Here is a 24,528-nt window from a genome sequence, read left to right as displayed (position 1 = left end):
CGTGAAACCGGCCTGACAGGCCGCCGCAAAACTATTTCGCTGGTTTTCCAACGGACTGCTGATTTAACTGCTCAGCTCGCTCGCCATTCCCCCAGGCGTGCCCGCAAGCGTGCGGCACACTGGCTATGCAACTGGCTGACGCGCGATTCGCTAACCCCCAGAACCTCACCAATTTCCTTGAGGTTCAATTCCTCATCGTAATACAGCGCCAACACCAGCCGCTCCCGCTCGGGCAAGTGGCCGATGGCATCGGCCAACGCCGCCTGGAAGCGCTCGTCCTCCAGTTCTCGCGAGGGTTCGGGGTGGGTGGAGCTGGCGTCTTCGTGCAGCCCGCCATGTTCGCCGTCCTGCAACAGATCGTCGAAACTGAACAGCCGACTGCCCAAAGTGTCGCCAAGGATGCCGTAGTAATCCTCGAGACTCAATTGGAGTTCGGCCGCAACCTCTTGATCTTTAGCGTCGCGACCGGTTCTAGCTTCAATTACCCGAATGGCGTCGCTGACCATGCGGCTGTTGCGATGCACCGAACGCGGCGCCCAATCGCCTTTGCGCACCTCATCGAGCATCGAGCCGCGAATGCGGATGCCGGCGAAGGTTTCGAAACTGGCACCTTTGCTGGAGTCGTATTTCTTCGAGGCTTCGAGCAGGCCAAGCATACCGGCCTGGATCAAGTCATCCACCTGTACGTTGGCCGGCAAGCGCGCCAACAAGTGATAGGCAATCCGCTTGACCAAGGGCGCGTGGCGCTCGATCAACTGGTGCTGGGCGTCCTGGGTCTGAGCCTTGCTGTACATACGGAGTCCAGAAGCTGCTGTCATATCGCCGTATCCGCGGTCGGCTGCTGCACCAGGCGCTCGACGAAAAATTCCAGATGGCCGCGCGGATTGGCCGGTAGTGGCCAGGCATCGACTTTCTGGGCAATCGCCTTGAACGCCAGGGAACACTTCGAACGCGGGAAAGCTTCGTAGACCGCACGCTGTTTCTGCACGGCCTTGCGTACCGATTCATCGTAAGGCACCGCGCCGACATATTGCAGCGCGACGTCGAGGAAGCGGTCGGTAACCTTGGTCAGCTTAGCAAAGAGGTTGCGGCCTTCCTGTGGGCTGTGCGCCATATTCGCCAGCACGCGGAAACGGCTCATGCCATGGTCGCGGTTGAGCAGCTTGATCAGGGCATAGGCATCGGTGATCGAGGTCGGCTCGTCGCACACCACCACCAGCACTTCCTGGGCGGCGCGGACGAAACTGACCACCGAGTCGCCAATACCGGCAGCCGTGTCGATGATCAGCACATCGAGGTTTTCGCTGATGTCGCTGAAGGCTTGAATCAGGCCGGCATGCTGCATCGGCGAGAGCTGCACCATGCTTTGCGTGCCGGAGGCCGCGGGCACGATACGAATGCCGCCGGGACCTTGCAGCACCACGTCGCGCAGTTCGCACTCGCCACTGATCACATCGGCCAGCGTGCGCTTGGCCGTCAGGCCCAGCAGCACGTCGATATTGGCCAGACCCAGGTCGGCGTCCATCACCATTACCCGCCGACCGAGATCAGCCAGCGCCAGCGCCAGATTCACCGACACATTGGTCTTGCCGACGCCACCCTTGCCGCCGGTCACCGCAATCACCTGTACGGGATGCATACCCATGTTATCTACACACCTTGTCTGACTTCGACTGGAACCATGTGGCTGCGTGTCCTGCGCCAAGCCACTGGCGGGCGCCACGCATTGCCGCATATCGCTGAACCACTGCCGCCATGGCCATTAACCGGCGCGCCGCGCCGGGTGTTGATAAAGCCCGGCAAACATCTCGGCCATCGTATCTTCGCTCGGATCTTCGGCGTTTTGCAGGCCCACCGCACGGCTCACCAGCTGGTGGCTGCGCGGTACCTGCAAATCATCCGGAATCCGTGGCCCATCAGTCAGATAGGCTACCGGTAGACGCTGGCCAATAGCCAGGCCTAAAACCTCACCCAGACTGGTAGCTTCATCCAGTTTGGTCAGAATGCAGCCGGCAAGACCGCAGCGCTTGTAGCTGTGGTAGGCCGCCTTGAGCACCTGGCTCTGGCTGGTGGCCGCCAGGACCAGGTAATTCCGGGCCTTGATACCGCGACCGGCCAGGGTCTCCAGCTGCATGTGCAGGGCGGGATCGCTGGCCGGCAAGCCGGCGCTGTCGATCAGGACCACGCGTTTGCGCGCCAGGGGCGCCAGGGCCTGGGTCAACGACTGCCCCGGATCGACCAGGGTCACCGGCACGTTGAGAATACGCCCCAGGGTCTTCAGTTGTTCCTGGGCGCCAATCCGATAGCTGTCCAGGCTGACCAGGGCGACATGCTGGGCGCCGTACTTGAGCACATAACGCGCGGCCAGCTTGGCCAGGGTGGTGGTTTTGCCCATACCGGCCGGACCGACCAGGGCAATCACCCCACCCTCTTCCAGCGGCTCCTGCTGCGGCGTTTGAATTGCATGGGCCAGGTGGGCGAGCAACATGCCCCAGGCCTGGCGCGGCTCGGCGACATTCGCCACGCGCTCGAGCAACACCCGCGACAACTCGGCGGGCAGGCCCATGCGCTGCAGGCGCCGCCAGAGATTGGCCTGCTGCGGCCGACGCGTCTGCATCTGCCCCCAGGCCATGGAACCGAGCTGTACTTCGAGCAACTCACGCAATCCATGCAACTCGGAGCGCATGGCCTCGAGTGCGCCCTGGTCGCTGCTCGTCATGGGTGCCGGCGCGGCCATGCGCAGCGCGGCATCCAGCGTGTCGAGCGGCGCCGCCGGCTCTTCGGCGAACAGCTGGCGATCCTTGCTGGCGTCGGCCTGGCTGCGCGTCACCAGTTCGGCCTGGGCCGCGGCGATGCGCGCCTGGGTCTGGCGCAGCTCGGCTTCCAGCGCCGCGTTCGGTTGCCGGGCAGGTGCGGCGGGAATCTGGTAGTCCAGTGCGGCAGTCAGTTCGACCCCGCCGGCAACCCGGCGGTTACCGATGATCGAGGCGTCCGCGCCGAGCTCATCGCGAACCAGCTTCATGGCTTGACGCATATCGGCAGCGAAAAAGCGTTTGACCTGCATGGCCTGTTACCTCGGTTAATTCTGCCCCACCGTTGCGACGATGGTGACCTGCTTGTTGTCCGGGATTTCCTGGTAGGCCAGCACGTGCACACTCGGCACTGCCAACCGTGCAAACCGCGAGAGCATCGCCCGAACCGGTCCGGCTACCAGCAGGATCACTGGCTTGCCGAGCATTTCCTGGCGCTGCGCCGCTTCCACCAGGGAACGCTGCAGCTTCTCGGCCATGCCCGGTTCCAGGAGGATACCCTCCTCGGAGCCTTGACCGGCCTTCTGTAGACTGTTTAGCAATATCTGTTCCAACCGTGGCTCGAGGGTGATCACAGGCAGCTCCAGCTCTAGTCCCACGATGCTTTGCACGATTGCCCGAGCCAGGGCGACCCGCACCGCCGCGACCATCGCGGCGGGATCTTGACTCTTCGGCGCCACGTTGGCGATGGCTTCGGCGATGGTGCGGATGTCGCGCACCGGCACCTGTTCCTGCAGCAGCGCCTGCAACACCTTGAGCAGGGTCGACAACGACACCAGACCCGGCACCAGCTCTTCGGCCAGCTTCGGCGAACTTTTCGCCAGCAACTGCATGAGCTGCTGGACTTCCTCGTGGCCGAGCAGCTCATGGGCGTGCTTGTGCAAGACCTGATTGAGGTGGGTAGCGACCACGGTGCTGGCATCGACCACGGTGTAGCCCAGCGATTGCGCCTGATCGCGCTGGCTCGGGTCGATCCATACCGCCTCCAGGCCGAACGCCGGATCCTTGGCGGCAATCCCGTTGAGGCTGCCGAATACCTGGCCCGGATTGATCGCCAATTCGCGATCCGGGTAGACCTCGGCCTCGGCCACGCTGACGCCCATCAGGGTCAAGCGGTAGGCACTGGGCTGCAGGTCGAGGTTGTCGCGGATATGCACCGAGGGCATGAGGAAGCCCATCTCCTGGGAGAGCTTCTTGCGCACCCCCTTGATCCGCGCGAGCAACTGGCCACCCTGGTTGCGGTCGACCAGCGGGATCAGCCGGTAACCGACTTCCAGGCCGACCATGTCCACCGGCATGACGTCGTCCCAGCCGAGCTCCTTGACCTCCTGGGCGCGCTGGGCCGGCAGCAATTCCTGCTGACGCTGAACCTCATGCACCTCCTCTTCCTTGACCTTGCGCTGCTTGTTGGCGATCCAGTAGGCGCCGCCGGCGGCGACCAGGCCGAGGCTGATAAAGGAAAAATGCGGCATGCCGGGCACCAGGCCCATGGCGATCATGATCGCCGCCGCCACGGCCAGGGCCCGCGGCGAGGCGAACATCTGCCGATTGACCTGAGCGCCCATGTCTTCCGAACTGGAGACGCGGGTGACCATGATCGCCGCCGCGGTCGACAGCAGCAGCGAGGGGATCTGGGCGACCAGGCCGTCGCCGATGGTCAGCAGGGTGTAGACCTTGCCCGCATCGGCGAAGCTCAGGTCATGCTGGAAGATGCCGATGGCGATGCCACCGATCAGGTTGATGAACAGGATCAGCAGACCGGCGACGGCATCGCCGCGGACGAACTTGCTGGCACCGTCCATCGAGCCATAGAAGTCGGCCTCCTGGGAGACCTCGGAACGACGCTTCTTGGCTTCCGGCTGGTCGATCAGACCCGCATTCAGATCCGCGTCGATGGCCATCTGCTTGCCGGGCATGGCGTCCAGAGTGAAGCGTGCACTGACCTCGGAAATCCGCCCGGCACCCTTGGTCACCACCACGAAGTTGATGATCATGAGGATGGCGAACACCACGATACCGACCACGTAGTTGCCGCCGATCACCACCTCGCCGAAGGCCTGGATCACCTGCCCCGCCGCGCCATGGCCTTCATGGCCGTTGAGCAACACCACACGGGTGGAGGCGACGTTCAGCGCCAGACGCAGCAGGGTCGCCGCCAGCAGAATGGTCGGGAACACCGCGAAATCCAGCGGGCGCAAGGCATAGATGCCGACCAGCAGCACCACGATCGACAGGGCGATGCTGAAGGTGAACAGCACGTCGAGCAGGAACGGCGGAATCGGCAGCATGACCATGCCGAGCATGACCAGCAGCATCAGGGGGATGCCCAGATTGCCCTCGCGCAACCCCGACAGGTTGCTGCGCACGTTACCGACCATTTGTGAGCGATCTACTGCCACATGCCTACCCCAGCCAATTCAATCTTTTGACGCTAATCGCGCCTTTGCCAAGGGATTGCAAGAAGCTGTCCAACTTTGCCTGGGCGAGGGCTTAGTCCGCCGGCATGAATCGCTCGATCTCGGTGGATATCACTGCGCTCATCCTACAAAAGCCCTGCGACTGCCAGCCCGTAGGATGGCGTTGAGCGAAGCGATACCCATCACTGCGATCTGCGGCCAATCAACAACCTCGACGGCATCGCAACCGGCCGATGGGTATCGCTGCGCTCAAGCCTACGCGCCCCGCCACATCCTACAACTGCCTCAGCCCGCCCCTACTCGTCGCGGCGCAAATCTGGCGGGATCGGCAGGTCCGGCAGCGGCGCCGGGCGCTTGCCCTTGCCGGCCCGGTACTGGCGGATCTGGTAGACGTAGGCCAGCACCTGGGCCACGGCCAGGTACAGGCCGGCGGGGATTTCCTGGTCCAGCTCGGTGGAGTAGAACACCGCCCGCGCCAGAGCCGGCGATTCCAGCAGCATGACCTTGTGCTCCTGGGCGATCTCGCGAATCTTCAAGGCGGTAAAGTCGCCGCCCTTGGCCAGCAACACCGGCGCATTGCCTTTGCTCGGGTCGTATTTCAAGGCCACGGCGAAGTGAGTCGGGTTGGTGATCACCACGTCCGCCTGCGGCACGGCCTGCATCATGCGCCGCTCGGCCATCTCGCGCTGCAGCTGGCGGATACGCTGCTTGACCTCGGGCTTGCCCTCGCTGTCCTTGTATTCGTCGCGCACTTCCTGCTTGGTCATCATCAGCTTCTGCTTGTTGTCCCAGAGCTGGAACGGCACATCCACCGCTGCAATCAGCACCAGCCCGCAGGCCATCCACAGCGCGCTCCAGCCGACCACCTGGGCCGCGTGCAGGATGGCCGACTGCAGCGGCTCATGGGCCATCGCCAGCAGGTCGTCGATGTTGGCCGACAACACCGCTAGCGCCACGGCAAGCACCAGGGTGAACTTGGCCAGCGCCTTGAGCAATTCGACCAGTGCCTTGGTCGAGAACATCCGCTTGAGCCCCGCCAACGGATTCATCCGGCTCATCTTGGGCGCCATCGCCTTGGCCGAGAACAGCCAGCCGCCCAAGGCAATCGGGCCGACAATCGAGGCGATCAGCAAGGCCAGAAACAAGGGCAGCACGGCGTCCACGGCGACTTTGCCGGAGGCCAGCAGCCAGATCATCATGGAGCGCTCATCCATGATCACCTCGCGCGACAGCGAGAAGTTGCCGCTCATGATCGACAGCAAGGCGCTGCCCAGGCTGCCGCCAAAGGCCAGCAGGCCACCCGCCCCGGCCAGCATGATCGCCAGGGTATTGAGCTCGCGGGAGCGGGCAATCTGCCCCTTCTCACGGGATTCGCGCAGGCGTTTCTCCGTGGGTTCCTCGCTTTTATCGGCACCGCTTTCCGATTCGGCCATGGCTTAACCCGCCCGCGCCATTTCGCGCAACAGTTGCAGGGCTTCGCTGGCGAATACCTGGTACTGCGCAAGAATATCGGCCATGCCAATCCAGAAGATCACCAACCCCACGACCAGGGTCAGCGGAAAACCGATGGAGAAAATATTCAGCTGCGGCGCGGCGCGGGTCATCACCCCGAAGGCCAGGTTGACCACCAGCAGCGCGGTGATCGCCGGCAACACCAGAATCAGCGCCGCGCCTATCACCCAACCCAGTTTATTGGCCAGCTGCCAGTAGTGCTCGACCAGGAAACCGCCGCCAACCGGCAGGGTGACGAAACTCTCGGCCAGCACCTCGAAGACCACTAGATGGCCGTTCATGGCGAGAAACAGCAAGGTCACCAGCATCAGCAGAAACTGCCCGATCACCGCCACCGAGATGCCGTTGGCCGGATCGACCATGGAGGCGAAGCCCAGGCCCATCTGCGTCGCCACTATCTGCCCGGCGATGACGAACGCGTGGAAGAACAACTGCAGGATAAAGCCCAGCATCACCCCGATCAGCACTTCCTGGGCAATCAGGATAAACGTCGTCAGGCTCAGCGCATCGACCTGCGGCATCGCCGGCAGGTTGGGCATCAACACCACGCAGATCGCCAACGCCAGATACAGGCGCACGCGCATCGGCACCAACTGCGTACCGATGATCGGCATCACCATCAGCAGTGCCGCAATACGAAACAGCGGCAAGAGAAAGCTGCTCACCCAGCCGCCGATCTGCGCATCGCTCAGTTCCAGCATGTCAGCCGATCAGCATAGGAATATTCATGATCAGGTTCTGCGTGTACTCGATCATCTGCTGAGCCAGCCAGGGCCCGGCGACGATCAGGGTGACCAGGATCACCAGCAGGCGCGGCAGGAAGCTCAGGGTCTGTTCGTTGATCTGGGTGGCGGCCTGGAACATGGCGACCAGCAAGCCGACCAGCAGGCTGGGCACGACGATGATCGCGACTATGGTGGCGGTCAGCCACAGCGCCTCGCGAAACAGGTCGACGGCGACCTCGGGCGTCATGCTCAGGTTCCTCCGAAGCTGGCGGCAAGGGTGCCCATGATCAGCGCCCAGCCATCGATGAGAACGAACAGCATGATCTTGAACGGCAGGGAAATGATCAGCGGCGAGAGCATCATCATGCCCATGGCCATGAGGATACTGGCCACCACCAGATCGATCACCAGGAACGGGATGAAGATCATGAACCCGATCTGGAACGCCGTTTTCAGCTCGGAAGTCACGAACGCCGGCACCAGGATAACCAGCGGTGCATCTTCCGGGCTGGTGATATCGGTGCGTTTGGACAAACGCACGAACAACTCGAGATCGCTTTCGCGGGTCTGCGCCAGCATGAAGTTCTTCAGCGGCACCTCGGCCTTGGCAAGCGCCTCCTGGGCGGGCAACCGCTCGCTGAGATAAGGCTGCAAGGCATCTTTATTAATCTGTTCGAACACCGGCGCCATGATGAACAGGGTCAGAAACAGCGCCAGGCCGACGAGAATCTGATTGGACGGCGTCTGCTGCAAGCCCAGGGCCTGACGCAGGATGGAGAACACGATGATGATGCGGGTGAAACTGGTCATCAGCATGACGAAGGCCGGAATGAAACTCAGTGCCGTCATGATCAACAGGATCTGCAGGCTGACCGAATACTCCTGCTGGCCTTCGGTGTCGGTACTCAGGGTGATCGCCGGGATCGACAACGGATTGTCGGCGGCAAACACCTCGCCAGCAACGATCATGGGCGCGAGCAGGGAGAACAGCAGAATCAGCAGCAGGCGCAACGCGCTCATCACGACTTGTCCTTCTGATCCTTGCCCAGCAATTCCATCAGGCGCTGGGCAAACTCGGTCGAGGCCGGTTCGCCGTCAGGCAAGTGCACCGGCTCTTTCAGCACATGCAGGGGCGCGATGCGTCCCGGCGTCAAGCCGAGGAGCAGCTGCTCGCCGCCGACCTGCACCAGCACCAGCCGATCGCGCGGCCCCAGGGCCTGGCTGGCGACTATCTTGATCACCTGACCGCCGCGCGGACCTAGCTGCTGCACCCGGCGCATCAGCCAGGCGAGCAGGAAAATCAGGCCGATCACCAGCAGCAGGCCGAGCAGCAACTGCACCAGTTGCCCGGCGATGCCGCTGCTGGCCATGGGGGTGAGCGCCTGCGCTGCCGGCTCGGCGGCCAGGGCGGTGAACGGCAGGAACAAGGTAACGCCGAGAAGTCTGTGCATGATCGGGCTCTGTCGGCGCATTAACGCAGTTTCTTGATCCGCTCGCTGGGGCTGATCACGTCGGTCAGGCGGATGCCGAACTTCTCGTTGACCACCACCACTTCGCCGTGGGCAATCAGGGTGCCGTTGACCAGCACATCGAGCGGCTCGCCCGCGAGACGATCGAGTTCGATCACCGAGCCCTGGTTGAGCTGCAGCAGGTTGCGGATGGTGATATCGGTGTTGCCGACTTCCATGGAGATCGACACCGGAATATCGAGAATCACATCGAGATTCGGCCCTTCCAGGCTGACCGGCAGATTGCCCCTGGGCACGCTGCCGAACTCCTCCATGGGTGCGCGTGGCGGTGCCGGCGCAGCCGCCCCACCGACGGCGAGCATGGCATCGATATCATCCTGATTGGCGTCGTCGCCGGATTCGGACAAGGCGGCGGCCCACTCATCGGCCAGCGCCTGCTCCTCGGGAGAGGTGTATTCGTTATCGTCTGCCATCGTGTGTCCTCGGCTGGCTGGTAGCGGGTTGGGCGAGCGCCGTGCTGTGCAATGACAGGCGGTCAGCGCTGGCGATCAATAGGCTCTAGCACTTGCAGCGCCAGGTTGCCTTTGTGCGCGCCGAGCTTGACCTTGAAGGACGGTACGCCATTGGCACGCATGATTACGTTGTCGGGAATATCCACCGGGATCACATCGCCCGGCTGCATGTGGAGGATGTCGCGCAGCCGCAGCTGGCGCTTGGCCACCGTGGCGCTGAGCGGCACGCTGACCTCGAGGATGTCTTCGCGCAGGGACTTGATCCAGCGTTCGTCCTGATCGTCGACGTCGGACTGGAAACCGGCATCGAGCATCTCGCGGATGGGCTCGATCATCGAATAGGGCATGGTGATGTGCAGATCGCCGCCACCGCCGTCCAGTTCGATATGGAAGGTCGACACCACGATCACTTCGCTGGGGCTGACGATGTTGGCCAGGGCCGGGTTGACCTCCGAATTGACGTATTCGAAGTTGATGTCCATCACCGCGTGCCAGGCTTCCTTGAGGTCGATAAACGCCTGATCGAGCACCATGCGCACCACGCGCAGTTCGGTGGGGGTGAATTCACGGCCTTCGATCTTGGCATGCCGGCCATCGCCACCGAAAAAGTTGTCGACCAGCTTGAACACCAGCTTGGCATCCAGGATGAACAGGCCGGTGCCACGTAGCGGCTTCATCTTGACCAGATTGAGGCTGGTCGGCACATACAGCGAATGCACGTACTCGCCGAACTTCATCACCTGCACGCCGCCCACCGCCACATCCGCCGAACGCCGCAGCAGATTGAACATGCTGATGCGGCTGTAGCGGGCAAAACGCTCGTTGATCATTTCCAGGGTCGGCATGCGCCCACGGACAATCCGGTCCTGACTGGTCAGGTCATATTGCTTGACGCTTCCCGGTTCGGCTTCGTCCTCGGTATCGACCAGCCCGTCATCGACGCCGTGCAGCAGCGCATCGATTTCATCCTGGGAAAGCAGGTCTTGCACAGCCATGTGGAGCTCCCCTGTAGGGTCTTGAAAGACAGTTCACGCTGGCGCGGTGAACATGCCCTATTGCAGCACCAGGTTAGTGAACAGCACTTGCTCGACGGTCAAGTTGCCCGTCTCCTTCTGCGCCAACTCCTGCACGCTGGCCGTAGCCTGCTGGCGCAGCATTTCCTTGCCCACCGGGGTGATCAACGACTCGAAGTCCTGGCTGGAGAACAACATCACCAGACGGTTGCGCAACACCGGCATATGCACCTTCAGCGCATCGAGCGCCGCCTGGTCACGCGCCAGCAAGGCAATACTGACCTGCATGTAGCGCGCCCGACCGTCATGGGTGAAGTTGACCACGAACGCCGGCATCAACTCTTCGTAGATCGCCACTTGCTTGACGGGTAACGCGGGATCCGCGGACGCCACCTCGACTTCACTCTTGGCCGCGCCCTTGTTGAGGAAGAACCAGGTACCGCCTACCGACAACCCCACAGCCAGGAGCAAGGCCACGACAATCAAGATGATGAGCTTCAACTTACCAGCCGGTTTCACCTCGGCGCTTGCCGGGACTTGCGCCGCGTCTTTCTTAGCCATGCCAATTATCCGTCACTAATCGGGGTTCAATCCGTGTTCAAAGGGTTGAGAGCAAGTGTTATGCCAGCTTGCGAACATCTGCAGTTCGTCGAGCGCCGGGCCTGGGAAACACCCAGACCAAAGCGCGACAGCATGTCGTCAGCGAAGTTCGACTCAACGATGGCCAGCGGGTATACCAGTCTCGCCCCTTGCTGTCACCCGAAAACAACCACGCCCGCCTCCATTGCGGGGGCGGGCGGCTATCCGTTCGGAACGCAGGGCGAACTTTTGTAGGATGCGGCGGGCCGCGTAGGTTTGAGCGCAGCGATACCCATCAACCGGTTGCGCCGCCGGGTTTTATTGATTGGCTGCAGATCGTCGTGATGGGTATCGCTGCGCTCAACACCATCCTACGGGTGGATGGCCGCAGCGTTTTTGTAGGATGTGGCGGGCCGCGTAGGTTTGAGCATAGCGATACCCATCGACCGGTTGCTCAGGCGTGACGCGAGACTATCCGGCCCGCTAAGCGTAATAGTCGACCATGCCGCGCCCACTGCCGGACAGGCTGCCCTTGAGTTCCACGCCGAGGGGCGCAAGCTCCTCGTCAACCCCGCCCAGCAGTTCATTACCCGCGTTGCCACGCCCCTGGCCATCGCCGCCCTGCCCCTGCCAGCCGCGGTTGAGCGACTGATCGGAAACGTTCACATCGAGCAGGTTCATGCCTTGCTGGGTGAACATCTCGCGCAAGCGGTGCATCTGCCCTTCCAGTGCCTCACGCACCCCGGCATTGGCGCTGGCGAAGGTCACCTGGGTCTGCTCCTGATTGACGCTGATACGCACTTCCAGGCGTCCCAGCTCGGCCGGATCGAGCTGAATCTCGGCGGACTTGAGGTTCTGGCTGGAGAGCAACATCACCCGATCCACCACCGCCTCGCCCCAGCCGGCCTGGTGCATGGGTACCGGCTGGCCGGCCATCAACCCGGCGCGCGGCGCTTGCGAGGTCTGCTGAGCAACCGCCTGGCTCAGCGCACTGAGCCTGGCGACGAAGTTTTCCGGCCGCGTGTCGGCGGCGCTTTCCTTGAGTGCCTCCAGGCCCTGCGTGGTCAGCTCGAGCGAGGGCAGATCGACCTCGGGCTCCGCCTGCTGAGCGCCCATGGCCGCGATGGCGCTGGCAAAGCTCTGCCCGGCGCTCTGCGCCGCTTGCGGCACCACACTGCCTGGCGTGCCCTGGGCCGCTGCGGCCTTGGCTTTGGCGCCCAACTCCAGGGCCATCTGCACGGCCGGCAGTTGCTCCAGCCCATCCAGCTCGGGATCGGCGCTGGCTGCCGGCAACTGAACCGGCGCTGTTGCCCAGGCACCCGGCAGAACGGCCGTCATCAGCGGCTGCGGCTCGCCGGCGAGTTCAAGTTCGAGTTCCAGGTCGGGGTCTGCCGCCTCGCCATCGAGCGGCTGCTGGCCGAGCATGTCCAACGCCAGCAACGGATCGAGGGCAGGATCATCCATGCCTGCATCGCTCGGCAAAAGCTTGCCGCTATCGGCAAACTCCGGCTGCTGCGCGACAGCCACAGCCTCTGGGGCTTGCGGGCTCTGCGCCTCCTGGGTCGCGGATTGGCCTGGGCGATCGGCTTTGACAGAGGCATCGCTGCGCCCTGCTGCTTTCGCCTGACGCTCCTGGGCATACACCTGGGCAAAACTGGAAGCCTCATTCTTGCGGGGCTCGGCCGGTTTTTCCGGGGCTTTGCCCGCAGACGCTTTCGGCTTTATTTGCGGAGCCGAGCGGAGGAGCGGATCGGGGGCGACGGCCATGGGCATTCTCCATTCAAATGGGGTCGTGCCATAGGTTTAGCAAAGGCCGGGCCAAGTTGGCTTCAAGCGGGGCAATCGGGATCGTGGGCCGCCATCCAGCACCCTTTCAGGTCCGATAACGCTGACGTTCTGACTTGAACAAGATGCGCACAATGGCAAATTCACGTTCGATCTGCTCGATCAGTTCGGGCGCCTCAGCCAGCAACTCGCGTCGACCGACCTCCTCCAGCTGCTTGCACAAACTGGCGAGCATGGGCGCGCCCATGTTGCTGCAACTGCCTTTGAAGCTGTGCGCCGCCAGGCGCAGACCCTGCGCGTCCGCCTCACGCATGGCCTGGCGCAACAAGCGCAGGCGCTCTTCGGAATCCGCCAGATAGGTATCCAGCAACACCGGATACTCATCCTCCATGACATCCTGCAGCGCGGCCAGTACGGCACTATCGAGATGAATATCTGACATCTGCTCGCTCCCTGATCATCAGGCGCGGGATTATGCCCCAGCCAACCAGGAAAACTCCACGCTAACCCCCCGGCCATCCTCCGGCCAGGTACAGCGCTCGCTCAACTGACGAACCAGAGCCAGGCCGCGGCCACACAGGCGGTCAACGCGCAGTTGTTGCTCGACAATCGCCTGCCCATCGAAACCCGAGCCGCTGTCTTCGACCCGTACGGTCAAACGCCCACCGGTAGACTCGGGAACCAGTTGCAGGTGGAAACGCACATAGCCCTCGCGTAGCTGAGCCAGGCGGGTGCTGCGCTGCAGGTAATACTCGGCGAAGCCTTCGGCATCGCATTTCAGGCTCGAATCCAGGCCCAGCACCCCATGCTCCAGAGCATTCGAGTAGAGCTCAGCGAGCACGCTGTAGAGCGCGCCGCCCTGGGGACGCAAGCCCTCGACCTCGAGCAGCAATTGCAACAGGAATGGCAGCGGATTGAAGCGGCGCAGGGTCTCGCCACGAAACTCGAAACTCGCCGACCAATCCAGTGGACTGTTCTGGCCACTGCCGGTGAAGACCAATGGCCCACGACTGAGGCTACCCTCCTCGACCATGCTGACTTCGACCAGGCTGACATCGTCTTGCAGCTCGCCGCGAAAGTTCAGCAACGCCTGCTGAATTTCCGCGAACAACTGCGCCGGCTGCCGATTGGCGGAGAATACCCGGTGCAGGCGCCTCTCGCCGAACAGCTCGCCCTGCTGGTTGCAGGCTTCCAGCACGCCATCGGACAGCAGGAAAACCCGGTCGCCCAATTCCAGCGGGAAGACCTCGTAGCGGTCATTGAACGCTGCCGGCGCCAACACCCCCAACGGCAGATGCCGCGACACCAGGGGCACCCGCTCGGCGCCGTTGGCGCGCAGCAGATAGCCATCCGGCAAACCGCCGTTCCACACCTCCACGACCCGGCGCTGGAAGCTGATATTGAGCAGGGTGGCACAACAGAACACGCCCAGCGGCAGGATGCGTTTGAGCTTGGCGTTGATCTCGCGCAGGATCTCGGTCAGGGAATAACCCTTGGCGGTCATGCCATAGAACACCTCGGCCAGCGGCATGGCGCCGATCGCCGCCGGCAGGCCATGGCCGGTGAAATCGCCGAGCAGCACATGCATGCCACCGGAAGGCTTGAACGCGGCGAGCAGCAGATCGCCGTTGAACAAGGCATAGGGCGATTGCAGGTAGCGGATATTCGGAGCCGCGAGACAACCGGAATGCGCCACCTTGTCGAATACCGCCTTGGCCACGCGCTGCTCGTTGAGCAGGTACTCGTTGTGCTGGGCGATCAGGTCGCGCTGCTGCAGCACGGTATCCTGCAGGCGGCGCAGGCGATCCATGGCATTGATCTTGGCCTCGAGGATCACCCGGTTGTAGGGTTTGGCGAGAAAGTCATCGCCGCCCGCCTCCAGGCAGCGCACCAGCGCTTCGCCTTCGGTCAGCGAGGTCAGGAAGATGATCGGCACCAGCTCCTCGCCGGCCATCTGCTTGATCCGGCGTGCCGCCTCGAAGCCATCCATGACCGGCATCAGGGCGTCCATCAATACCAGCTGCGGACGCTCCTGCTCGAACAAGGCGACCGCCTCCATGCCATTGCTGGCGGTCAGGCTGCGATGGCCCTGACGGCTGACGATGGTCGACAACAGCATGCGGTCGGCAGCATTGTCCTCGGCAATCAGAATCGACAGGCGCGCAGGCATGGCTCGGAGACTCGCGCTAGGTGATCTGGAACAGTTGTTCGAAGTTGGAGATGGCGAGGATCTTGCGCACATCCGGGTTGCAGTTGAGCAAACGGATTTGCGCGTGATCGCCACCGGCGTGATCGCGCAACAACAGCAACATGCCGAGCGCCGAACTGTCGAGATAGGTGGTGCCCTTGAGGTCCACTACATAGCGTTTGGGGCTGAGGTTGACGCGCTCATAGGCATCGCGAAATTCCTGATGGGCGCCGAAATCGAAACGTCCCTGAATCACAATGGTCAACTCTTGCCCATCAGGCGAAGGCAGCGAGGTGATGGCCATACAGAACTCCTTACTCGAGCAGAACAGTCGATCACGCCCCCAGACAATGCGGCGCGATGGTTATCGCGCCTGAACGAGCCTGGAGGCACAATCCGTGTGATCAAGATGTAGCACTCGCAGGTGTAAGCGGCAACAGGCAATCAAGCGGAATCGTCCCGGCGTATGCGTTGTGCCAACTCGTCGAGGAGTTTTTGCTCGCGCTTGTCCGCGCTCAGGCGGGCCTCCTCCTGATAGCGCTGAACCAGCTTGCGCAGGCCTTCCAGGCGCGCATAGCGCTGTTGCCAGACCACCCGAACCTTGTCCAGGTTGTTGCTATGCCAGGCCACGCTCTGGCGCTGCTGGCCGATGGCGGTTTCCAGCTGGGAAAGAAAACGCTGATAGTTCATCAGCCATTGCCCGGAAACCCCACGCTGGCCTTCGCTGATCCACTGTTGCTGATAATCGCCACGGTATTGTTCCAGCTCGCCCAGCTTGACCTGAGCCTGGCTCAGCAGTCCCTGACAGTGGCCGAGTTGCATGACCGCCTCGCGCTCGGCGCGCTCGGCCATCTCGATAACCGGCGCCAGACGCGCGGCGCGACTGGTCGACACTTAGCCCCCCGGCGCGGCATTGGGGTTGAAGGTCGCCGCCAGTAGCGCACTGCTGCGTTCCAGGCTTTCACTTTCGCCCAGGCTCTGGCGCAGGTACCTGACCATCGCCGGCTGGCGCGCGATGGCCAGGTCGGTATCGGCATCGCCACCGGGCACGTAGGCGCCGACACTGATCAGGTCGCGGCTCTGCTGATAGCGGGCCCACAGCTGCTTAAAGCGCTGTGCGCTGCGCTGGTGCTCGCTGCTCACCACTTGCGGCATGACCCGGCTGATCGAGGCTTCGATGTCGATGGCCGGGTAATGGCCCTCCTCGGCCAGCCGCCGCGACAGCACGATGTGACCGTCGAGCACGCCACGCGCGGCGTCGGCAATCGGATCCTGCTGATCGTCGCCTTCACTCAATACCGTGTAGAACGCCGTGATCGAACCGCCGCCCTCCTCGGCATTACCGGCGCGTTCGACCAGTTTCGGCAGCTTGGCAAACACCGACGGCGGATAGCCCTTGGTCGCCGGCGGCTCGCCAATGGCCAGGGCGATCTCGCGCTGGGCCTGGGCGAAACGGGTCAGCGAATCCATCAGCAAGAGGACGTTCTTGCCCTTGTCGCGAAAGTATTCGGCGATGCGCGTGCAATACATCGCCGCGCGCAGACGCATCAGCGGCGCATCGTCCGCTGGCGAGGCGACCACCACGGAACGCTTGATGCCTTCGGCACCGAGGATCTCGTCGATGAATTCCTTGACCTCGCGGCCACGCTCGCCGATCAGGCCGACCACGATGATGTCGGCCTCGGTAAAGCGCGTCATCATGCCCAGCAGCACGCTCTTGCCGACCCCGGTGCCAGCGAACAGGCCGATGCGCTGGCCGCGCCCGACCGTGAGCAGGCCGTTGATGCTGCGGATGCCGACATCCAGCGGCTGGCTGATCGGGTGGCGTTTCAGCGGATTGATCGTCGGCCCATCCATCGGCACCCAGTCTTCGGCCTTCATCCCGCCCTTGCCGTCCAGCGCCCGCCCGGTGCCGTCGAGCACCCGACCGAGCATCGACTTGCCCATCGGCAAGCGTCCGCTGTCCGGCAGCGGCACCACCCGCGCCCCTGGCGCGATGCCGGCCAGGCTGCCGACCGGCATCAGGTAGCTCTTGCCGTTGGCGAAGCCCATCACCTCGGCCTCGACCTGCACCGGGTGATAGCTGTCATCGTTGATCACCAGGCAACGGCTGCCGAGTGCCGCGCGCAGGCCCTCGGCCTCCATGGTCAAGCCGACCATGCGCTGCAGACGTCCCTCGACCACCGGCTGGCTGGGCAACTGCAGCACATCGCGGTAACCGGCCAGCCGCTTGGCGAAACTGGTGCGTTCAAGACGCATGCGGTGGCTCCTTGGCCACGCCCAGATCGAGCTGGATATCGGTCGGGAGCGGGTGGGTGGCCTGTTCGCGCTGTTGCTCGAACAGCTGCTTGAGCGCCTGACTGAGGCGGGTTTCGATGCTCGCATCGATGCGACTGTGCTCAGTCTCGACCCGACAACCGCCGGGCAACAGGGCGTCGTCTTCGACAATCCGCCAGCTTTCCTCGTGGCGCTCGCGCAAGGCCTTGACCATCTCGAAGTCTTGCGGATTGAGCTGGATACGCACGTTGCCGGCGCCCATCGGCAGCAACTTGAGGGCTTCGCGCAAGACCTGGCGAATCTGGCTGGAGTCGCTGTGCAGCTCGCGCTGGATCACCTCGCGGGCCATGTGGCTGACCAGGCTGACCAACGCCACTTCGAGCTGCTGGTCCTGCTCGGCAATCGGTTCGAACAGCTGTTGCATCAACTGCTCGATGGCGAGCATTTTGCCTGCCAGCGCGGTATCGGCCTCTTGCCTGGCTTTCAGCTGGCCGCTGCGATAGCCGTCCTTCTCGCCGGTGCTGAAGCCTTCGTTGTAGGCGTCCTGGCGAATCGCCTCCAGCTCGTCCAGCGTCAAGGGCTTGACGTCCTCCAGGGCCACATCCTCGGACGCGGCCGACTGCGTCTGACCGCCCTCGGCCTGGGCTGCGCCAGCCGCGTGCGCCGGATCAGGCTCGGCATCCTCGACCTGCGGGTCGAAGCTGGGCAATGCCCAGCGGTCGATGACGCTGATGTCCTGGGCGCGAATCAACTCGCTGGGCGCTTCCTTGGGGGCCATGCCGATCTTCTCCGGTTAAACCATCTCTTCGCCACCCTTGCCACCGAGGACGATTTCCCCGGCTTCGGCCATGCGCCGGGCAATGGTGAGAATTTCCTTCTGCGCCGTTTCCACGTCGCTGACCCGCACCGGGCCCTTGGCTTCCAGATCGTCGCGCAGCAGTTCGGCCGCGCGCTTGGACATGTTCTTGAACACCTTCTCCTTGATCGCCTCGTCCGCGCCCTTGAGCGCCAGCACCAGCACATCGGAGGAGACCTCGCGCAGCAGCGCCTGGATACCGCGGTCGTCGACCTCGGCGAGGTTGTCGAAGACGAACATCAGGTCTTCGATCTGCGTCGACAGGTCTTCATCGACTTCACGGATCGAGTCCATCAACTGGCCTTCGATCGAGCTGTCGAGGAAGTTCATGATGTCGGCCGCCCGCTTGACCCCGCCCATGGTGGCGCGGGTGCTGTTGGAGCTGCCGGAGAATTGCTTCTCGAGAATCTGGTTGAGTTCCTTGAGCGCCGCCGGCTGCACGGTATTCAGCGAGGACACGCGCAGGACGATATCCAGGCGCACCTTGTGATCGAAATGACCGAGCACTTCACCGGCCTGGTCGGGATCGAGGTACGCCACCACGATCGCCTGAATCTGCGGATGCTCGTAGCGGATCACATCGGCCACGGCGCGCGGCTCCATCCACTTCAGGCTGTCCAGGCCGCTGGTGCTGCCGCCGAGCAGGATGCGGTCGATCAGATTGCCGGCCTTGTCCTCGCCGAGGGCCTGGGTCAGCATCTTGCGGATATAGCCGTCGGCGCCCACGCCCAGGCTGGTCTGATCGCCGACGATCTCGACGAATTCGCCCATCACCTGCTCGACCTTCTCGCGGTGCACGTTGCGCATGCCGGCCATGGCCACGCCGACGCGCTGCACTTCCTTCGGCCCGAGGTGGCGCAGCACCTGCGCGGCATCGGTTTCACCGAGCGACAGCAGGAGGATCGCGGCCTTCTCGACCTTGCTCAACTTGGTGGCTGTACGGTTGTCATTCATCGGCGTTGATCCACTCTTTCACCACCTGGGCGACGCGACCCGGATCTTCCGCCACCAGGCTCTTGATTGCATTGAGCTGCGCATCATACCCCTCGCTCGGACTCGGCAGGAGGATGCTTTGCGGGCCGCCGAGGCTGACCCGGTCGGCCGCCAGTTCGCCGGCCAGGCCGCCCATCTCGCCCAGCTCGACATCGCCATGGCGACCGCCAGCCGTCAGTCCCCGACCTTTACCGCCACCGGTGATGTTGTTCAGCACGGGGCGCAACACGCCGAACACCAGCACCAGAATGAACAGCACGCCGAGCACTTGCTTGACCACGTCCCAGAACCAGGGCTGGGTGTAGAACGGAATCTCGGCGATTTCTTCGCCGATAACCGCGGAAAACGGTGTATTGATCACGCTGACGCTGTCGCCACGGCTGGCATCGAAGCCGACCGAGTCCTGCACCAGGCGGGTGAAGCGCGCCAGCTCGTCGATGGTCCAGGGCGTGCGGCTGGTTTCGCCGGTGGCCGCATCGACCTTGAACTGATCGTCGACCACCACCGCCACCGACAGACGGCGCAGACGGCCCTGCTGCTGTTTGGTGTGGCTGATCGAGCGATCCAGTTCGAAATTGCGCGTCGATTGCTCGCGCTTGTCCGCCGGGAACGGTGCCAGCATCGGCTGACCGGTCACTGGATCCATGACCTGCTGGCCGTTGACGTCCACCAGCGGTTGACCCGCGGCAACCGGCCCGCCTGCGGCTGCCGCGCCACCGGCCTGCTCGGGTGCCGTCGCGGCGCCCGGCGGCTGATTGCTCAGGGCGCCCGGTATGCCCAGCGGCGACTGGCTGCCGCTGCTGCGTTGTTCGTTGACCTGTTGTTCGCTGCGCAATGCCGGCTGATCCGGGTTGAACATTTCCGAGGTGGATTCGACCGCACTGAAGTCGACATCGGCCGACACTTCGGCCTTGTAGCGCCCGGCACCGAGCACCGGCTGGAGGATATTGTGCACGCGCTGGGTGAGCATGCTCTCCATGCGCCGGCTGTAGTCGAACTGCTTGCCGGCCATGCTCAGCTCGGACATTTCCTGCTGATCGGACAACAGGTTGCCTTTCTGGTCGACCACCGTGACCTGCGACTTGTCCAGCTCGGGCACGCTGGTGGCGACCAGATTGATGATCGCCATCACCTGGCTCGGCTCCAGGCCGCGACCGGAATACAACTCGACCAGCACCGAGGCACTGGGCCTGCGCTCGTCACGCACGAACACCGAGCTCTTCGGAATGGCCAGGTGCACCCGCGCGGCCTTGACGTTGTTGAGGCTGGACACGGTGCGCGCCAACTCGCCTTCCAGGCCGCGCCGATAGCGCGTGGCCTCCATGAACTGGCTGGTGCCGAGGCCCTGTTCCTTGTCGAGAATCTCGAAACCTATATTGCTATCGCTCGGCGCCACGCCGGCGGCGGCCAGACGCATGCGTGCCCGCGCCAGGTCATCGGCCTTGACCAACAGGGCACCCGAATTCGGTTCGACGGTATAGCTGATGTCGGCCGCCGCCAGGGTTTGCATGACCTGGGAAGCGTCCATCCCTTCCAGGCTGCCATACAGCGGACGGTAATCCGGCTGTTGCGACCAGAGCACCACGGCGAAACCAATCGCCACGCTGGCGGCCAGACCGACCAGCAGGCCGAGTTGGCGCAGCATCGACATATCCGAGAGATTTTCCAGAAACGCCAGGCCGAACAGCGGCTTGTTCGAATCATTGCCAGCAGTGGTGGCGGGAACGTTGGTGGCGAGTGCGTCGGCCATGATCTAGAACCTACCCTTAAACCGGCATCTGCATGATGTCTTGATACGCCTGAACCAGCTTGTTGCGAACCTGGGTCATGGCCTGGAACGACACGCTGGCTTTCTGCGAGGCAATCATCACATCGCTCAAGTCCACCCCGCTCTTGCCCATTTCAAAGGCAGTGGCCAGCTGGTTGGAGGTCTGCTGGGTTTCGTTGACCTTGTTCACCGCCTGACCCAGCATGTCCGAGAAGCTCGGCGCCCCGGGTTCCGGCGCACTGACGACCGGCTGCTGCCGCGCCATCGCCTCGGTCTGCATGGCACGCATTTCCAGCATCAAGCGATTGAATTGAATACCCTGGCTCATGACCTTCCTCCACTGGCCGCGGTTTTTTGACACTACGCGGCTCGTAACAGGGATATTGCAACAAGGGTGCCAGGTAAGGTGGAAACGGGGGAGCAGGCAACGCACTCCCTCGTAGGCGGCGCGACCTTGCGGCGATTGGCGGACAAGGTCCGCCCACAAGCAACAGCATCGCGCCGGGGCGGCCCTCCTACAGGAGCAGCAGGCAATCCGGGGATAGCCGACACAACTTCCCGGATTTCATCCGGGCTAGCCGCGGAAATGTCGGCTCCGACATAGTTTGCTGCGCGATAGCGCGACGTCGAAGACGGCAGGCAATCTCCTACGAGAAGCGCAATCTCCTACGAGAAGCGCAATCTCTGGCGTGACGCGCCACTAGCTGGCAAACAGATAAGCCTCCACATCCATGCCGGCATCGCGCATCTGCGCCAGCTTGTAACGCAGGGTACGCGGGCTGATACCCAGGCGCTCGGCGGCTTCCTTGCGGCGCCCACGCTCGGCGCGCAGGATATCGATGATCATCTGGAACTCATGCCGGCGCAGGTCTTCACCCAAGGCGCCAGCCTCGGCCGCAACGACCTCCGGCGTCACCGTCACGCTCGCCGGCACCACCGCCAGGAACGGCCTGGGCGCAGGCGCGAGACTGCCAACAGCGGCCGTCAGGCACAGATCCTGCGGCTGGATCAGGCCACCCTGCTGCAGGATCAACGCGCGCTGAATGGCGTTATCCAGTTCACGCACGTTACCCGGCCAGGCATGACTCACCAGGCTCGCCTGGGCCTGCGGCGAAAGACGAATAGGCGCGTGATTCATTTTTTTGACGTGCTTGGCCAGCAGTCGCTCGGCCAACGGCAGGATGTCGGCCGGGCGCTCGCGCAACGGTTGCCAGGCCAGCGGGAAGACCGACAGGCGATAGTAGAGGTCCTCGCGGAAGCGCCCCGCCGCCACTTCGCCGGCCAGGTCGCGGTTGCTGGTGGCCAGCACGCGAATGTCCAGGCTGATCGGCTTGCGCCCCCCCACCCGCTCCACTTCACGCTCCTGCAGCACGCGCAACAGCTTGGCTTGCAGGCCTTGCGGCATTTCGGAAATTTCATCGAGCAGAATGGTGCCGCCCTCGGCCAGCTCGAACTTGCCCGGCGCGCTGGCGATGGCGCCGGTGAAAGAACCCTTCTCATGGCCGAACAGCGTGGCTTCAAGCATGTTGTCGGGAATCGCCGCGCAGTTGATCGCAATGAACGGCTTCGCCGCCCGCGGCGACTGCTGGTGAATGAAGCGCGCCAGCACCTCCTTGCCGGTGCCGGACTCGCCGGTGATCAACACCGTCGAATCGCTCTGCGCCACCCGCGTAGCCAGCTCGAGCAACTGCACGCTGGCCGGCTCCAGCGCCACCGGGCCGTCCTGCTCGGTCGCCGTCACACGCCCGAGGGCATGGCGATCGACCAGCGCCAACAGGGTTTTCGGCTCGAACGGCTTGACCAGGTAATCCGCCGCACCCTGGCGTATCGCATCCACCGCCCGCTCGACCGCCGCGAAGGCGGTCATCAGCAGCACCGGCAGTTGCGGCTGACGCTGGCGGATCAGGGCCAATAATTGATGACCGTCCATACCCGGCATGTTCACGTCGCTGATCACCAGACCGAAAGGCTCCTGCGTCAAGGCCACCAACGCCGCTTCGGCACAATCCACCACCCGATAGTCGTGACCACCCAGCGCCAGCGTATCGGCCAGGGCTTCGCGCAGGGCGCGGTCGTCTTCGACCAGCAGAACTTTGGCAGCCATGGTGCTACTCCTGAATCAAGGGTTGTGCCGCGGGAATCAACGGCAGAATCAATAAGGCACAGGTGCCGCGCGCGATCCGCGAACGCACCTGCAATTCGCCCTGATGGGCGCGCGCCACTGCCTTGACCACGGCCAGACCGAGGCCGGTACCGGTGGTCTTGGTGGTAAAGAAGGGTTCGCCCAGACGAGCCAGGGTGACGTTGTCGATACCCGGACCGCTGTCGCTGATGCACAGGCGCAAGCTGTTGCCACGCTGATACAGATGAATCTTCAAGCGCGCCTCGCGCCCGGCGGCCTGGATCGCGTTCTCGATCAGGTTGAGCACGCTACCGACCAGGGTGTCGCGGTTACACAGCAACTCGCCGTCACGACTGTCGCACTGCCAACGCACCGTCATGCCGCGCACATGGGGCTCGGCCGCAGCCTGCAGCGCCTCGAACACTGCCTTGGGCGTCAGCCGATCCGGCAGCGGCAGGTCACCACGGGCGAAGATCAGCATGTCGCGCACCTGGTGCTCCAGCTCATGCAGACGTTCTTTCAGGCGTCCGGCGAAGCGCTGCTGCTGCTCGACCGGCAACACCTGCTCAGTCAAATGGCTGGCATAGAGCAACGCCGCCGACAGCGGCGTACGAATCTGATGAGCCAGGGAGGCGACCATGCGCCCCAGCGCGGACAAGCGCTCATGCCGCGCCAGCTGATCCTGCAGGCGCCGGGTTTCTGTCAGGTCGGTGAGCAGCACCAGCTGCCCCGGCTCGCCTTGCAACGAGCGGGTGGCAATCGACAGGCGCCGACCATCTTTCAGGGAGATTTCGTGGCCATCGTCCTCACGCGGGGCGAAGTTGCGCGCGATCACCTGACGCCAGAGCATGCCGAGCAGCGGCAGACCGAGCAGATTGCACGCCACCGGATTGGCTTCACGCACCACGCCCTGCCCGTCGATGACGATGACCCCACCGGGCAGCAGATCCAGCAGGCTTTGCAGGCGATAGGCCAGGCGCTCCTTCTCGGCCAGCTCCTGCATGCGCTGGGCGCTGATCAGGGCCAACTGCCCCTTCAACTCGGCGACCCGATCCTCCAGCATGCTGTAAGACTCGCTGAACTGAGTCGACATCTGGTTGAAGCGCGCAAACGCCTGCTCCAGGCTGGCGCGACTGGTCAGCTCCTGAGAAACCGCAGGTTCGAGTTCAGCATTCCGGGAAGGTTGGGCGTTGGGCTTCATTATTCTCTCTCGCCTGGCGAGCCGTCATAAGACAGTCAGTTAGCAGAGAGTTAGCAATACCCGTGCCTAAAAAAAATTGGTTATTTTTCAATGCCTTGAAAAACAAGGCCGTCGGTTGCGTCAAAGCCCCGGCTGAATTGAATGCAGTGGCGCCAAGACCCTGACTCGCTGGCAGTTGGCTGGTGTCGCGACAACGTTGAAATGTCGGTTCAACCCCGAACTCTCGTGGGAGCGGCCGGGCGGCGTTCCGCTTTAGCCGCGATGGGCCGTCAAGGCACTGAAAGCATCGCGGCTGAAGTAG

Annotated in this window: 24 protein-coding genes; all 24 read right to left on the bottom strand. The window is 63.3% G+C overall.

The annotated features are described in order from the left end of the window. Positions 1-71 precede the first annotated feature (71 nt). Entirely contained in the window at positions 72-818 is a 747-nt protein-coding gene (gene fliA / locus G9C89_RS07645) for an RNA polymerase sigma factor FliA (RefSeq protein ID WP_172147043.1), read from the bottom strand. Next, a complete protein-coding gene (gene fleN / locus G9C89_RS07640) occupies positions 815-1,645 on the bottom strand; it encodes a flagellar synthesis regulator FleN (protein ID WP_172147041.1) in 831 nt (276 codons plus the stop codon). Before fleN ends, fliA begins: the two co-directional genes overlap by 4 nt. 117 nt (positions 1,646-1,762) lie before the next feature. Then, entirely contained in the window at positions 1,763-3,064 is a 1,302-nt protein-coding gene (flhF, locus tag G9C89_RS07635) for a flagellar biosynthesis protein FlhF (protein ID WP_172147039.1), read from the bottom strand. Positions 3,065-3,079: 15 nt separating this feature from the next. Then, positions 3,080-5,188: a flagellar biosynthesis protein FlhA gene (flhA, locus tag G9C89_RS07630; RefSeq protein ID WP_172147037.1), complete on the bottom strand. Its 2,109-nt coding sequence runs from the start codon at positions 5,186-5,188 to the stop codon at positions 3,080-3,082. 335 nt (positions 5,189-5,523) lie between these two features. Next, positions 5,524-6,660 (bottom strand): flagellar biosynthesis protein FlhB, encoded by a 1,137-nt coding sequence (flhB, locus tag G9C89_RS07625; protein WP_172147034.1) that lies wholly within the window; start codon positions 6,658-6,660, stop codon positions 5,524-5,526. A 3-nt stretch (positions 6,661-6,663) separates the two neighbouring features. Further along, a complete protein-coding gene (gene fliR, locus G9C89_RS07620) occupies positions 6,664-7,440 on the bottom strand; it encodes a flagellar biosynthetic protein FliR (RefSeq protein ID WP_172147031.1) in 777 nt (258 codons plus the stop codon). 1 nt (position 7,441) lies between these two features. Beyond that, positions 7,442-7,711, bottom strand: coding sequence for a flagellar biosynthesis protein FliQ (fliQ, locus tag G9C89_RS07615; RefSeq protein WP_172147028.1), 270 nt, complete (start codon positions 7,709-7,711; stop codon positions 7,442-7,444). A gap of 2 nt (positions 7,712-7,713) precedes the next feature. Beyond that, positions 7,714-8,484 carry a flagellar type III secretion system pore protein FliP gene (fliP, locus tag G9C89_RS07610; protein ID WP_172147025.1) on the bottom strand — a complete coding sequence of 257 codons (771 nt, stop codon included), beginning with the start codon at positions 8,482-8,484 and terminating at the stop codon, positions 7,714-7,716. Next, positions 8,484-8,915 carry a flagellar biosynthetic protein FliO gene (fliO, locus tag G9C89_RS07605; RefSeq protein WP_172147022.1) on the bottom strand — a complete coding sequence of 144 codons (432 nt, stop codon included), beginning with the start codon at positions 8,913-8,915 and terminating at the stop codon, positions 8,484-8,486. Before fliO ends, fliP begins: the two co-directional genes overlap by 1 nt. 20 nt (positions 8,916-8,935) lie before the next feature. Further along, positions 8,936-9,406 carry a flagellar motor switch protein FliN gene (gene fliN / locus G9C89_RS07600; RefSeq protein ID WP_172147020.1) on the bottom strand — a complete coding sequence of 157 codons (471 nt, stop codon included), beginning with the start codon at positions 9,404-9,406 and terminating at the stop codon, positions 8,936-8,938. A gap of 62 nt (positions 9,407-9,468) precedes the next feature. Next, positions 9,469-10,440, bottom strand: coding sequence for a flagellar motor switch protein FliM (gene fliM / locus G9C89_RS07595; RefSeq protein ID WP_172147017.1), 972 nt, complete (start codon positions 10,438-10,440; stop codon positions 9,469-9,471). A 57-nt stretch (positions 10,441-10,497) separates the two neighbouring features. Further along, positions 10,498-11,019, bottom strand: a complete 522-nt coding sequence (gene fliL, locus G9C89_RS07590) for a flagellar basal body-associated protein FliL (RefSeq protein ID WP_172147014.1) — start codon at positions 11,017-11,019, stop codon at positions 10,498-10,500. 501 nt (positions 11,020-11,520) lie between these two features. Next, positions 11,521-12,804 carry a flagellar hook-length control protein FliK gene (locus tag G9C89_RS07585; RefSeq protein WP_172147011.1) on the bottom strand — a complete coding sequence of 428 codons (1,284 nt, stop codon included), beginning with the start codon at positions 12,802-12,804 and terminating at the stop codon, positions 11,521-11,523. Positions 12,805-12,910: 106 nt separating this feature from the next. Continuing rightward, positions 12,911-13,264 (bottom strand): Hpt domain-containing protein, encoded by a 354-nt coding sequence (locus tag G9C89_RS07580; protein ID WP_172147008.1) that lies wholly within the window; start codon positions 13,262-13,264, stop codon positions 12,911-12,913. A gap of 30 nt (positions 13,265-13,294) precedes the next feature. Beyond that, entirely contained in the window at positions 13,295-14,992 is a 1,698-nt protein-coding gene (locus G9C89_RS07575) for a fused response regulator/phosphatase (RefSeq protein WP_172147005.1), read from the bottom strand. A gap of 16 nt (positions 14,993-15,008) precedes the next feature. Continuing rightward, the gene (locus G9C89_RS07570) at positions 15,009-15,314 is read right to left on the bottom strand and encodes an STAS domain-containing protein (protein WP_172147002.1); all 306 of its coding nucleotides are present in this window, start codon (positions 15,312-15,314) and stop codon (positions 15,009-15,011) included. Between the two features lie 140 nt (positions 15,315-15,454). After that, positions 15,455-15,904 carry a flagellar export protein FliJ gene (gene fliJ, locus G9C89_RS07565; RefSeq protein ID WP_172146999.1) on the bottom strand — a complete coding sequence of 150 codons (450 nt, stop codon included), beginning with the start codon at positions 15,902-15,904 and terminating at the stop codon, positions 15,455-15,457. Beyond that, positions 15,905-17,269, bottom strand: a complete 1,365-nt coding sequence (gene fliI, locus G9C89_RS07560; RefSeq protein WP_172146996.1) for a flagellar protein export ATPase FliI — start codon at positions 17,267-17,269, stop codon at positions 15,905-15,907. Continuing rightward, positions 17,259-18,065, bottom strand: coding sequence for a flagellar assembly protein FliH (gene fliH / locus G9C89_RS07555; RefSeq protein WP_172146993.1), 807 nt, complete (start codon positions 18,063-18,065; stop codon positions 17,259-17,261). The genes fliI and fliH overlap by 11 nt, the downstream gene beginning before the upstream one ends. 15 nt (positions 18,066-18,080) lie before the next feature. After that, positions 18,081-19,097, bottom strand: coding sequence for a flagellar motor switch protein FliG (fliG, locus tag G9C89_RS07550; RefSeq protein WP_172146990.1), 1,017 nt, complete (start codon positions 19,095-19,097; stop codon positions 18,081-18,083). Further along, entirely contained in the window at positions 19,090-20,886 is a 1,797-nt protein-coding gene (gene fliF / locus G9C89_RS07545) for a flagellar basal-body MS-ring/collar protein FliF (RefSeq protein WP_172146987.1), read from the bottom strand. Before fliF ends, fliG begins: the two co-directional genes overlap by 8 nt. A 16-nt stretch (positions 20,887-20,902) precedes the next feature. Then, a complete protein-coding gene (gene fliE, locus G9C89_RS07540) occupies positions 20,903-21,232 on the bottom strand; it encodes a flagellar hook-basal body complex protein FliE (protein ID WP_172146985.1) in 330 nt (109 codons plus the stop codon). 372 nt (positions 21,233-21,604) lie between these two features. Beyond that, complete coding sequence (locus G9C89_RS07535; protein ID WP_172146983.1) at positions 21,605-23,008, bottom strand: sigma-54-dependent transcriptional regulator; 1,404 nt, start codon at positions 23,006-23,008, stop codon at positions 21,605-21,607. Between the two features lie 4 nt (positions 23,009-23,012). Continuing rightward, on the bottom strand, positions 23,013-24,227 hold the full coding sequence (locus G9C89_RS07530; RefSeq protein WP_172146981.1) for a sensor histidine kinase: 1,215 nt from the start codon (positions 24,225-24,227) through the stop codon (positions 23,013-23,015). Positions 24,228-24,528: the final 301 nt, after the last annotated feature.

This window comes from Pseudomonas tumuqii (genome assembly GCF_013184545.1).
Lineage (GTDB): Bacteria > Pseudomonadota > Gammaproteobacteria > Pseudomonadales > Pseudomonadaceae > Aquipseudomonas > Aquipseudomonas tumuqii.
Note: the sequence above shows the minus strand (reverse complement) of the source record. Positions and strands in the feature narration are given on the sequence as shown.